This window comes from Lentzea sp. NBRC 105346, from assembly GCF_030269605.1.
In the GTDB taxonomy this organism is placed as follows: domain Bacteria; phylum Actinomycetota; class Actinomycetes; order Mycobacteriales; family Pseudonocardiaceae; genus Lentzea.
The window spans coordinates 281,053-293,294 of record NZ_BSTQ01000007.1 but is presented as its reverse complement, the minus strand read 5'-3'; the positions used below and the strand labels follow the sequence as shown (position 1 = coordinate 293,294).

The following is a 12,242-nucleotide window of genomic DNA, read 5'->3' as shown; positions in this document are numbered from 1 at the left end:
AACACATCAGACCCAGGAACAGGGGAAACCTGCGATGCGGATCGGAGTAGCGGGTGTCGGCCGGATCGGCACCATGCACGCCACGAACCTCGCGGCGCTGGCCCAGGTGGACGAGGTCCTCCTCTTCGACCCGGTGTCCGGTCGCGCAGCGCAGGCGTCAGCCGGGCTGCCGGGTACGACGGCCATCGACGACTTCGATGACCTGCTGAAGAGCAGTGACGGCGTGCTGCTGGCGACGCCGACGAACACCCACCCGGCATTGCTCCGGGAGGCCGTCGCAGCGGGCGTGCCCACGCTGTGCGAGAAGCCCATCGCGAGCGACCTCGCCGAGATGACGAAGCTGGTCGAGGAGGTCGAGGCGTCCGGAGTCGAGGTGCTGGTCGGCTTCCAGCGCCGCTTCGACCCGGCCGTCTTCGAGCTGCACCGGCGCATCCGCGCGGGCGAGGTCGGCGACATCTACCTGGTGCGCGCGATCGGCCACGACGCGAACCCGCCGGACTTCGGCTACCTGCCCGCGTCCGGTGGCATCTTCCGCGACCTGTTCATCCACGACCTCGACGCGGTGCCGTGGCTGGTCGGCGAGCCGGTCGTCGAGGTCTACGCCTCCGGCAGCGTGCTCGTGCACCAGGCGTTCGCCGACGCCGACGACGTGGACAACGCCGTCGTCCTGCTGAAGTTCGCGGGCGGCGCGCACGCCACGCTGTCCGGCGGGCGGCACGACCCGCTCGGCTACGACCACCGCATCGAGGTGCTCGGCAGCAAGGATTCGCTCACGGCCGGCCTCGACGCGCGCACGCCGCTGACATCGCTCGAACCCGGTGGTCACGTGGCCGGCCCCGACGCCTACCCCGGCTTCCCGGAGCGGTTCCACCGCGCCTACATGAACGAGATGTCGGTGTTCGTCGACGTCGTGGCGGGCAAAGTGGCGAACCCGTCACCCGCGCGGGAGAGTTTGATCAGTCTCCAGCTCGCCGAGGCGTGTGAGGCGTCCCGGCGGTCCGGAGCCCCGGTTCGCCTGGACACGAAGGTGGCATCCAAGTGACGAAGATCGCCGGTGCGCCGATCTCCTGGGGCGTGTGCGAGGTTCCCGGCTGGGGCCGCGTGCTCGACGCCGACACCGTCCTCTCCGAAATGCGTGAACTCGGCCTGACCGCCACCGAGCTCGGCCCGCCCGACTACCTGCCCGCCGATCCGGACCAGCTGCGCACGTTGCTCGGCAAGTACGAGCTGGGACTGGTGGGCGGCTTCCTGGCCGTTCCGCTCCACACGAACGAACAGTCCACATTGGATGAAGCGGATCGGGTGGCGGCGATTCTGGCCGCGGGCGGCGCCGAGGTGCTCGTGCTCGCCGCCGCGACCGGCCTGGATGGTTACGACGAACGTCCGCAGCTCAGCGACGACGAGTGGAAGACCCTCGTCGCCACCTGCGCGAAGATCGGCGAGATCGCCGCCCGGCACGGCCTCAGGACCGTGCTGCACCCGCACGTGGGCACCCACGTGGAGCGGGAGCCGGAGGTCGAACGGTTCCTCGCGGACTCCGATCTCCAGCTCTGCCTGGACACCGGCCACCTGCTCATCGGTGGCACGGACCCGGTCGAGCTGGCCCGCCGCTACCCGGACCGGATCGGCCACGTCCACCTCAAGGACGTGCGCGCCGATGTCGCCGAGACGGTGCGCAGCGGAGAAGTCGCCTACGCCACCGCCGTCGGGCAGGGCATGTACGTGCCGCTCGGCGATGGTGACGTGGACGTCGAATCCCTGGTGAAGCTCGTTCAGGAGGCGGGTTACACCGGTTGGTTCGTACTCGAGCAGGACACCGCGCTCGGGGACGACAGTCCTGCCGCCAAGCCCCTGCAGGACACCGCGCGCAGCCTCGCGCACCTCAGCAAGATCCTCGGAAGGGACTAGAGACGATGAAGTCCGGTCGCTTGACCAAGGCGGGCATCCTGCTCGCCGGTGCCGCACTGCTGGTCGCCTGCAGCGGGCCCCAAGGCTCGAACAACAACAGCTCGCAGAGCACGGGCGGCAACAGCCAGCAGTCCAGTGGCGGCGACCTGCGGGTCGCGGTCGTCACGCACGGCTCCGCTGGTGACGCTTTCTGGAACGTCGTGAAGAACGGCGCCTCGGACGCGGGCAAGCAGCTCGGCGTCACCGTCGACTACACGTCCGACGGCGACCCCGGCGCGCAGGCGAAGCTGATCGACAACGCGGTGTCGCAGAAGGTCGGCGGCATCGTCGTGTCGATGGCGAACCCCGACGCCCTCAAGACGTCGATCCAGAACGCCGTCAAGGCGGGCATCCCCGTCATCACGATCAACTCCGGCGGCGCGAAGAGCGCCGAGTTCGGCGCGCTGGCCCACGTCGGCCAGGAGGAGTCGATCGCCGGTGAGGAAGCGGGCAAGAAGCTCAAGGCAGCGGGCAAGACCAAGCTGCTGTGCGTGATCCACGAGGCGGGCAACGTGGGCCTGAGCCAGCGGTGCGACGGCGCGAAGAGCACGTTCGGCTCGGTCGAGAACCTCCAGGTGGACATCAACAACCCGACCGACATCGAGGCCCGCATCAAGGCCAAGCTGCAGTCCGACAGCGCGATCGACGCCGTGCTGGGCCTCAACCCGCAGGTCGCGGTGCTCGCCGCGAACGCGGTCAAGGGTGCGTCGTCCAAGGCACAGGTCGCCACGTTCGACCTGAACAACGACGTGGTGGCCGCGATCAAGGCGGGCGACGTGCTGTTCGCCGTCGACCAGCAGCAGTACGAACAGGGCTACCTGCCGATCGTGATGCTGAAGCTCTACCGCGACAACGCCAACACCCTCGGTGGCGGCAAGCCCGTGCTCACCGGCCCCGGCTTCGTCGACAAGTCCAATGTGGACAAGGTCGCGGAGTACGCCAAGGCCGGCAAGCGATAGGAGGAGCAGGAGATGACCGTGACGGCGAAAGCACCTCCCGTCCTCGACGAGAGGCTCGGCAAGGCGAGGGTGCTCGACCGGCTGGTCGTTCGACCGGAGATCGGCGCCGCGCTGGGAGCACTCCTGGTGTTCCTGTTCTTCTCGGTGGTGACGGACCAGTTCCTCAGCCTCGGTGGTGTCGCCACCTGGCTGGACGACGCGTCCACGCTGGGGATCATGGCGGTCGCGGTCGCGCTGCTGATGATCGGCGGCGAGTTCGACCTGTCCGCCGGCGTCATGACCGCGTCGACCGCGCTCGTCACGGCCATCCTCTCCACGCAGCTCGGGCTGAACGTCTGGCTCGCGCTGCTCGTCTCCCTGGCGTTCGCGCTCGCCGTCGGTGCGCTGAACGGGTGGCTGGTGATGCGGACCGGGCTGCCGAGCTTCATCGTGACGCTGGGCTCGTTCCTGGCGTTGCAGGGCCTGAACCTCGGTGTCACCCGCCTCATCACCGGCACCGTCCAGGTGTCCGGCATGCGCGAGACGGTCGGCTACGAGTCCGCCGGCTACCTGTTCGCCTCGACATTCAACATCGCGGGCCAGCCCTTCTACGTGTCGATCATCTGGTGGGTGCTGTTCACCGCGGTGGCCGCGACCCTCCTGGTGCGCACCAAGTTCGGCAACTGGATCTTCGCGGTCGGCGGCGCGGCACTGAGCTCCCGCGCGGTCGGCGTGCCGGTGCTGCGGACCAAGGTGATCCTGTTCATGACGACCGCGTTCGCCGCGTGGCTCGTCGGGTCCATCAACATCCTGCGGTTCACCAGCGTGCAGGCGAACCAGGGCATCGGCCTGGAGTTCCAGTTCATCATCGCCGCGGTGATCGGCGGCTGCCTGCTCACCGGTGGCTTCGGCTCCGCGGTGGGTGCGGCGATCGGCGCGCTGATCTTCGGCATGGCGCGGCAGGGCATCGTCTACGCCAACTGGAACTCCGACTGGTTCCAGCTGTTCCTCGGCGTGATGCTGCTGTCCGCGGTGCTCGTGAACAACGTCCTGCGGCGTCGTGCGGAGAGGGTAAGGCGATGACGACCCCACTGATCGAAGTCGAGGACATCGGCAAGACCTACGGCAGCGTCATCGCGCTGAGCGATGTGTCCACTGTGGTCAACGCGGGCGAGGTCACGTGCGTGCTCGGCGACAACGGCGCCGGCAAGTCCACGCTGATCAAGATCCTGGCCGGCGTGCACCAGCACGACGCGGGCACGTTCAAGGTCGAGGGCGAGGAGATTCGCTTCTCGTCACCGCGTGAGGCGCTGGACCACGGCATCGCGACCGTGTACCAGGACCTCGCGGTCGTGCCGCTGATGAGCGTATGGCGCAACTTCTTCCTCGGGTCCGAACCCACCACGACGTTCGGGTTCATCGACCGGAAGAAAGGTCGCGAGGTCACCCGCAAGGCGTTGTCCGACATGGGCATCGACCTGCGCGACGTCGAGCAGCCGGTCGGCACGCTGTCCGGTGGCGAACGGCAGTGCGTCGCCATCGCGCGGGCCGTGCACTTCGGCGCCAAGGTGCTGATCCTCGACGAGCCGACCGCCGCGCTGGGCGTCAAGCAGGCCGGTGTCGTGCTCAAGTACGTGGCGCAGGCCCGTGACCGCGGGCTCGGCGTCGTGTTGATCACGCACAACCCGCACCACGCCTACCCGGTGGGCAACCGGTTCCTGTTGCTCAAGCGCGGCCGCGCACTCGGCTGCTACGAGAAGGACGAGATCAACCTCGAGGAGCTGACCCGCCAGATGGCCGGTGGCGCCGAACTCGAGGCGCTGGCACACGAGCTCCGGGCGGTCGAGGCGTGACGCTCGACGTCCTGACGGTCGGCCGCGTCGGCGTCGACCTCTACCCGGAGCAGAGCGGCGTCCCGCTGGCGGGCGTCAGCACGTTCGCCAAGTCGCTCGGCGGCACCGCGACCAACGTCGCGGTCGCCGCCGCGCGGCTCGGCCGCCGGGCCGCCGTGCTCACCAAGGTCGGCCCGGACGGCTTCGGCGACTACGTGCGCCAGGCGTTGTCCGACTTCGGCGTGGCGCCGGACTTCGTGGGCACGTCGGAAGGCCTGCTCACGCCGGTGGTGTTCTGCGAGCTCAACCCGCCCGCGGACCCGCCGCTGCTGTTCTACCGCGCGCCGATCGCGCCGGACCTCACGATCGAAGAGACCGACGTGCCGTGGGACGTCGTCGCGAACGTCCCGCTGTTGTGGGTGACCGGCACCGGCGTCTCGACCGAACCCGCGCGCGGCACCCAGCGCAAGATGCTGGAACACCGCGGCCGCAAGGCGCACACCGTGCTGGACCTGGACTACCGGCCGATGTTCTGGCCGGACGTGGAGACCGCGCGCGCCGAGATCGGTTGGATGCTCGACCACGTGACGGTCGCCGTCGGCAACCGCACCGAGGTCGAGGTCGCGGTCGGCACGTCCGACCCGGACGAGGCCGCGCGCAGGCTGCTGGACCGCGGCGTCGAGCTGGCGCTGGTGAAGAAGGGCGGCGAGGGCGTTCTCGTCGCCACGCAAGAAGGTTCCTGGACCGTGCCGCCCAACCTCGTCGAGGTGGTCTGCGGGCTCGGTGCGGGCGACGCGTTCGGTGGCGCGCTCGTGGACGGGTTGCTCGCGGGCTGGGAACCGGTCCGCATCGCGGAGTACGCCAACGCGGCGGGCGCGATCGTCGCGTCGCGGCTCGCCTGCGCCGACGCCATGCCGACCCGGCAAGAGATCGAGGAACTGCTGTGATCACAGACGAGCAGTGGGCGAACCTGCTGGAGACGCGGGCGGCCGAGCCGTCGGCCATCACGCACGCCTACAAAGCGCGCCGCAGGCGGCTCCAGGTGTTGTCGGAGAAGGGAACCCTGTTCCTCGTGGCGGCCGACCACCCGGCCCGCGGCGCGCTCGGCGTGGGCGCCGACCCGCTCGCCATGGCCGACCGGCGCTCGCTGCTGGACCGGCTGCTCACCGCGCTGGCGAACCCCGAGGTCGACGGCGTGCTCGGCACGCCGGACGTCATCGAGGAGCTCCTGCTGCTGGACGGCCTGCACGACAAGGTCGTCATCGGCTCGATGAACCGCGGCGGCCTGGCCGGTGCGGACTGGGAGATCGACGACCGGTTCACCGCGTACGACGCGGCGTCCATCGCGCGGCTCGGGCTCGACGGCGGCAAGATGCTGCTGCGCCTGGTCGACTCGGACGCGGGCACGATCCCGACGCTGGAGAGCTGCGCGCAGGCCGTGTCCGATCTCGCCGAGCACAGCCTGATGGCCATGGTCGAACCGCTGCCGTACGAGCGCGACACGTCCGGGAAGCTGGTGCTGCAGAAGGATCCCGCCGCGCTGGCCCGCGCGGCGAGCGTCGCCGCCGGCCTCGGCACCACCTCGGCGTACACGTGGCTCAAGCTGCCCGCACCCGAGGAGACCGCCGTCCTGGACACGACGACGCTGCCCACGCTGGTGCTGGGCGGTGTGCCGTCGGACGACCCGGCCGACGACCTGGAGTCGTGGGGCCGGTCGCTGCGCCATCCGACCGTGCGCGGTCTGGTGATCGGGCGGGCCCTGCTCTACCCGCCGCACGGGGACGTCGCCGCCGCCGTCGAAGCCGCCGCCGCGGTTCTGCGATCCGCGAGGGGAATCACGGTATGACCCAGAGGAATTCAACGCTGCACCGGCCCCTGGGGTCGCTGTCGATCGCGGAGGACGCGGTCAAGCTCGCGCCCGGCGACGCGGGCTGGACCTACACGGGGCTGCGCGTCCTGATGGTGCACCCCGGTCGAACGCGCACCATCGAAACGGGCGACTTCGAGGCGTTCGTGCTGCCGTTGTCCGGCAGCTGCGTGGTCGAGGTCGACGGCGCGCGCTTCGAGCTGCAGGGCCGTGACTCGGTGTTCACCCGCGTCACCGACTTCGCCTACGTGCCACGCGACGCCACCGTCCAGATATCCACAAAGGACGGTGTCGAGATCGCGTTGCCGATGGCCAGGTGCGAGAACCGCCTGCGGCCCAAGTACGGCCCGGCGAACCAGGTTCCGGTCGAGGTGCGCGGCGCGGGCAGCGCGACCCGGCAGGTCACGAACTTCGGCGTGCCCGGCGTGTGGGACCACGCGGACAAGCTGATCGCGTGCGAGCTGATCACGCCGGACGGCAACTGGTCCTCGTATCCGCCGCACAAGCACGACCACACGTGTGACGTGGTCAACGAGGAGATCTACTACTTCCGGATCGCCGGCCGCGACCACGAGACGCCGTCGCGCGAGGGCTTCGGGTTGCACCGCACGTACACCGACGACGGCGAGATCGACGAGGACGTCGTGGTCCGCGACGGCGATGTCTTCCTCATCCCGCGCGGATATCACGGTCCGTGCGTCGCCGCGCCGGGCTACCCGATGTACTACCTGAACGTGCTCGCGGGACCGGGGAACGAGCGCTCGATGGCGTTCTGCGACGACCCGGCGCACACGTGGATCCGGGACAGCTGGGAGAAGCAGGAGCTCGACCCGCGTTGCCCCGTCACATCTGCAGAGGGGCGAGTGGGATGAGGCTCACCACGGCTCAGGCGCTGGTCCGGTGGATGCTGGCCCAGCGCACCGAACTGTTCGACGGCACACACGCGCCGCTGTTCCCCGGCGTGTTCGCGATCTTCGGGCACGGCAACGTGCTCGGGCTCGGCAACGCGCTGGAGGAGGTGCGCGACCAGCTTCCGGTGTGGCGCGGCCACAACGAGCAGGGCATGGCACTCGCCGCGGTCGCCATCGGCAAGGCCACGCACCGCCGTCAGGTCGGTGTCGCCACGTCGTCGATCGGCCCCGGCGCGCTCAACATGGTGACCGCGGCCGGTGTCGCGCACGCGAACCGGCTGCCGTTGCTGCTGTTGCCGGGCGACACCTTCGCCGGCCGGGCGCCGGATCCCGTGCTGCAGCAGGTCGAGCACTACGGCGACCCGACCGTCACGGTGAACGACGCGTTCCGCGCGGTCAGCCGCTACTTCGACCGCATCACCAAGCCCGAACAGCTGCTGGCCACGCTGCCGCAGGTCGCGCGTGTGCTGACCGACCCGGCCGACTGCGGCCCGGTGACGCTGGCGCTGCCGCAGGACGTGCAGGCCGAGTCGTTCGACTTCCCTGACGCGCTGTTCCACCCGGTCGTGCACCGCCCGTTGCGCCAGCGCCCGGACCTGCGCGCGCTCGGCGAGGTGGCGCAGGCCCTCCGCGCCGCGAAACGCCCGCTGGTCGTGCTCGGTGGCGGTGTCCGCTACTCCGGTGCGGCCGGCCGCGCGATCCGGTTCATCGAGCAGCACGGGATTCCCGTCGTCGAGACCACCGCCGGACGAACGCTCGTCCCGCACGACCACCCGCTGCACGCGGGCCCGTTGGGCATCACCGGCTCGACTTCCGGGAACGTGCTGGCCGGCGAGGCGGACCTCGTGCTCGCGATCGGCACGCGGCTGCAGGACTTCACCACGGCGTCCTGGACGGTTTTCTCGCCGTCGGTGCGGCTGGCGACCTTGAACGCGGCCCGGTTCGACGCGGTGAAGCACGGCGCACTGGCCCTGGTCGCCGACGCCGACGAGGGCCTGCGTGAGCTCACCGACGTGCTCGGCGACTGGCAGGCCGACCAGGCGTGGGCCGCCCGTGCGCGCAAGGAACGGGTGAAGTGGGACGAGCACATCTCGGGGCTGCGCACACCGTCTGAGGGACTGCCGACCTACGCCCAGGTCGTCGGCGTCGTGAACGACGTCAGCACCCCGTCCGACTACGTGATGACCGCGTCCGGCGGCATGCCGGGCGAGCTGATCGGTGGTTGGCGCGCGTCCGGTGAGTCCACAATGGACGTCGAGTACGGCTTCTCCTGCATGGGTTACGAGCTCGCCGGTGCCTGGGGTGCCGCGATCGCCCGGCCGACCGGCGTGGTCACCACCCTGCTCGGCGACGGTTCGTACCTGATGCTGAACTCGGAGCTGTTCTCGGCCTCCTTCGCGGGCCACGGTTTCGTGGCGGTCGTCTGCGACAACGACGGCTACGCGGTGATCCACCGCCTGCAGATGGGCCAGGGCGGTGCGGGGTTCAACAACCTCTACGCCGACTGCCTGACCCCGCACGCGGAGGCGCCCCGCACGGACTTCGCGGCCCATGCCGCGGCTCTGGGCTGCGCGGTCTTCTCGGTCGACTCGCTCGCCGACCTCGAAGGCGCGTACCGCAAGGCCCGCGACGTGGCGCAGGGCGAACACCGGCCGGCCGTCGTCGTGATCAGGACGCATCCGTCGTCGTGGACCGAGGCCGGTGCCTGGTGGGAGGTCGGCGTTCCCGAGACCTCGCACCGCGAGGAGATCGCCGCCGCGCGGGAGTCGGTCCAGGAGGGCAAGGCGCGTCAGATCCGCTACCTCAACTGAGGGAGTCCAGCCACGTCCTGGTGTTGTCCGCGGCGGTGGTCTCGCCCGCCGCGGTGAGCACCTCGATCGACCGCGCGCCGAGCCGGCGCGCCTCCGTCAGGTCTCCGGCCGCCTGGCTGAGCTTGCCGAGCTCACACAACGACAATCCCTCACTCCGCGGCATGCCGTCGCGGCGGTCCAGGTCGAGCGCGGTGGTCAGGTGTTCCCGCGCCCGATCGAGGTCGCCGCGTTCGCGGTGGGCGACGCCGAGGTGGTAATGGATGTCGCTGACGTCCTCGGTCCCGTGTGCCAGCGCGCGACCGAGGGATTCGATCGCACCGGCGTGGTCACCCTTCTTGACCAGGGCACGTCCGAGGCGCAGGCACGCCAACGCCTCCTCATCGGCAAGCCCCAGTTCCCGTGCCAGCGCGACGGCCTCCCGTGCGGTCGCTTCGGCACCGGCGTGGTCTTCGTCGTTGGCATGCGCGTTGCTCAACGCGTTCAGCGCGTTCGCCAGCCGAGCCGGTTCGCCGAGATCCCGCAGGATCTCCACGGCCGCCGACAACGTGCGGATCCTGGCCGGCCGGTCGGACAGGACGCGGGCGATGTCGCGCAACGTGTCGGCTTCCTCCAGCCGCAAACCCTTGGTGCGGAAGTGATCCAGCGCGATCTCGAGCTCTGCCACGTCCTGGCGCAGGTTGCCCAGACCTCTGGTGACATGCGCGGCGTCGTCGTCCCTACCGGCCTGCCGGTAGAGCTCCAGCGCACGTCGGGCGGCGACCTCGGCCGAGGCGAGATCCTCCACGTCCCGGCAGGCGTAGCTCAGCCAGTCCTGGCTGTGCGCCTCACCGATGACGACGCGCAGGTGGGCGTGCAGTTCGGCGGAGAGCCGGAGCACCTCGACGGCCTCGTCGTAGATCCTGTTGCGATACAGGCACTTGCCCAGCTCGAGCACGGCCTCGGCGCGTTGTGCCGACCGGTCGCCGTCGGTGAACGAGCCGGCCCGCGCGCGGAGGTACCTCAGCTGCAGGTCGTACTGCTTGAGCGTCGCGTGGTACCCGGCCAGCCGCCACAGCACATCGCGCTGTCCGGGCAGGAAACCGATGTTCCGCATCACGGCCAGCGCGTCACCGAGCACCTCCACGGCCTTCTGCACGTCACCCGTCCCGGCGTGCGCGTCGGCGAGGTCGGCGAGGTGGGAGGCGAAGTCGATCGACTCCTTCGGACCGTCGTACACGTCGGTCGCCTGTTGCCGGAAGTGCAGTGCTGCCACGGGATCTCCCCGGTGCCGGTGCACGATGCTGAGCGATGCGTAGATCGCGGGCAGCATGCCGATGTAGTGGTCGTCGGTGGTCAGCGCCCGGTTCAGCAGTTCGATCGCCTCGTCGCACCGGTCCTGCCGGTCGCGGACCAGGGCGAGATGCGTGTCGATCGACGACCGCTCCGCTCCATAGGGCAATGCGGCGACCAGGTAGCTCGCTTCGGTGAGCGCGGCGTCCGCTCCCGCGACGTCACCCATGGCCAGCAGGGACCGGCCGATGTTCCGGAGCGTGACGGGCACGCGTTGCGAGTCACCGAGGGCTCGGGTCGCGGCCAGCGCCATCCGCTGGACCTCCACGAAGTCCTCGGTGTGGCCGTGGTTGGCCCAGATGGTGGTGAACCCGAAGGCGATCTCGCGGGTCAGGTCGTGGTAGCCGGCGTCATGGGTCAAAGTAACCACCGCGCGCAGTGACGGCAGCTCCGCCTCGAACCAGTCGAGCGCTTCCCGGAGGCTGTCGAAGCCGTCGTACCTCCGGTCGTTGTAGAGCACCCAGGAGTTGGCGGCCAGTCCCGTACGGGCGTAGTGCCGCAGCATCCGCCGGATCGCCGCGTCGCGATCGGGCAACGCGCCCGACTCGTCCACGGCGTGCAGCCGCACCAGGTCGTGGAACCGGAACCAGCCGCGAGGTTCGCCGACGAGGATCATGTGTGCGCGCCGCAGTTCGTCGAGTGTCCGGCGGGCCTCGCGTTCGGACACCTCGGCGAGTGCGGCCGCGCACCGGAAGCCGATCTGGGCGCCCGGATGCAGGCCGAGCAACGCGAACATCCGTTGCTGCGTCGCGGTGAGCCGCCGGAACGACAGGTCGAACGCGTTGCGCACGGCCAGATCCTCGCCGTACACCAGCTCTTTCAGCCGGGTGGCCTCACCGCGTAGGGCGTCGACGAGTTCGCTGATCGGCATCGCGACGTCGTCCGCGAGGATCGAGGCGGCGATGCGCACCGCGAGCGGCAGGTACCCGCACAGCCGGCCCAGCGTCGCCGCGGCCTCCGGCTCGGCCCGCACCCTGCCGTCCGCGCCCAGCACGGTGTCGATGAGCACGGTCGCGTCGTCGTCGCCGAGGACGTTCAGGTCGATGTGCACGGCACCCAGGTCGCCGAGCGTGTGCCTGCTCGTCACGAGCACGCGGTGCCGCGCCACTCCCGGCAGCAGTGGCCGCACCTGCTCCGACGACGAGGCGTTGTCCAGCACGATCAGGATCGGCTCGGTGCGTTTCGCGAGGACGGACCGGTAGAGCGTCTCGCGGCCGGCCGGCGTCGGCGGGATCTGCGGCGTGCCGAGGTCGCGCAGCAACGTCGCCAGCGCGTCGGCCGGTTCGACCCGGCCCTCGGGCGAATAGCCGTGCAGGTTCAGGAACAACACGCCACCGGGGAACTGTTCCAGCGCGTCGTGCGCAGCGCGGATCACCAGCGTCGACTTGCCGACGCCGCCGAGCCCGGACACGACGACCGCCTGGTCGCCGCCGCGCAACGCCGCCGCGAGCCGCGCCAGCTCGGTGGCCCGGCCCGTGAACGCCGGCTCGGGTCGCGGCAGCCCCATCAGCGCGGGGACGGCGTGCTCACCGAAGACGTTGATCGTCCGTGCCTGGTAGAGCACTCCGTGAACGTCGCCGTGCAGCTCGTTGTGCGTGTCACCCACG

Annotated in this window: 10 protein-coding genes; 9 read left to right on the top strand and 1 reads right to left on the bottom strand. The window is 70.2% G+C overall.

All coding sequences use genetic code 11. The features are described from left to right. Window positions 1-34: 34 nt before the first annotated feature. Genes QSK35_RS18040 through iolD form a run of 9 tightly spaced genes read left to right on the top strand, consistent with a single transcriptional unit; the run spans window position 35 to window position 9,306 of the window. Window positions 35-1,042: a Gfo/Idh/MocA family protein gene (locus QSK35_RS18040; RefSeq protein WP_285747524.1), complete on the top strand. Its 1,008-nt coding sequence runs from the start codon at window positions 35-37 to the stop codon at window positions 1,040-1,042. Window positions 1,043-1,047: 5 nt separating this feature from the next. Next, window positions 1,048-1,908: a TIM barrel protein gene (locus tag QSK35_RS18035; RefSeq protein ID WP_502881678.1), complete on the top strand. Its 861-nt coding sequence runs from the start codon at window positions 1,048-1,050 to the stop codon at window positions 1,906-1,908. A gap of 5 nt (window positions 1,909-1,913) precedes the next feature. Beyond that, on the top strand, window positions 1,914-2,906 hold the full coding sequence (locus tag QSK35_RS18030) for a sugar ABC transporter substrate-binding protein (RefSeq protein ID WP_285747521.1): 993 nt from the start codon (window positions 1,914-1,916) through the stop codon (window positions 2,904-2,906). Between the two features lie 12 nt (window positions 2,907-2,918). Next, window positions 2,919-3,968: an ABC transporter permease gene (locus QSK35_RS18025; protein WP_285747519.1), complete on the top strand. Its 1,050-nt coding sequence runs from the start codon at window positions 2,919-2,921 to the stop codon at window positions 3,966-3,968. Next, complete coding sequence (locus QSK35_RS18020; RefSeq protein ID WP_285747517.1) at window positions 3,965-4,738, top strand: ATP-binding cassette domain-containing protein; 774 nt, start codon at window positions 3,965-3,967, stop codon at window positions 4,736-4,738. Before QSK35_RS18025 ends, QSK35_RS18020 begins: the two co-directional genes overlap by 4 nt. Beyond that, window positions 4,735-5,664, top strand: coding sequence for a 5-dehydro-2-deoxygluconokinase (iolC, locus tag QSK35_RS18015; RefSeq protein WP_285747515.1), 930 nt, complete (start codon window positions 4,735-4,737; stop codon window positions 5,662-5,664). The genes QSK35_RS18020 and iolC overlap by 4 nt, the downstream gene beginning before the upstream one ends. Then, window positions 5,661-6,563: a Cgl0159 family (beta/alpha)8-fold protein gene (locus QSK35_RS18010; protein WP_285747513.1), complete on the top strand. Its 903-nt coding sequence runs from the start codon at window positions 5,661-5,663 to the stop codon at window positions 6,561-6,563. Before iolC ends, QSK35_RS18010 begins: the two co-directional genes overlap by 4 nt. Then, window positions 6,560-7,456, top strand: a complete 897-nt coding sequence (gene iolB, locus QSK35_RS18005) for a 5-deoxy-glucuronate isomerase (RefSeq protein WP_285747511.1) — start codon at window positions 6,560-6,562, stop codon at window positions 7,454-7,456. Before QSK35_RS18010 ends, iolB begins: the two co-directional genes overlap by 4 nt. Then, window positions 7,453-9,306: a 3D-(3,5/4)-trihydroxycyclohexane-1,2-dione acylhydrolase (decyclizing) gene (iolD, locus tag QSK35_RS18000; RefSeq protein WP_285747509.1), complete on the top strand. Its 1,854-nt coding sequence runs from the start codon at window positions 7,453-7,455 to the stop codon at window positions 9,304-9,306. The genes iolB and iolD overlap by 4 nt, the downstream gene beginning before the upstream one ends. On the opposite strand, the gene QSK35_RS17995 is transcribed toward iolD, so the two are convergent. Beyond that, window positions 9,299-12,241, bottom strand: a complete 2,943-nt coding sequence (locus tag QSK35_RS17995; RefSeq protein ID WP_285747508.1) for a tetratricopeptide repeat protein — start codon at window positions 12,239-12,241, stop codon at window positions 9,299-9,301. The genes iolD and QSK35_RS17995 overlap by 8 nt on opposite strands. Window position 12,242 lies beyond the last annotated feature (1 nt).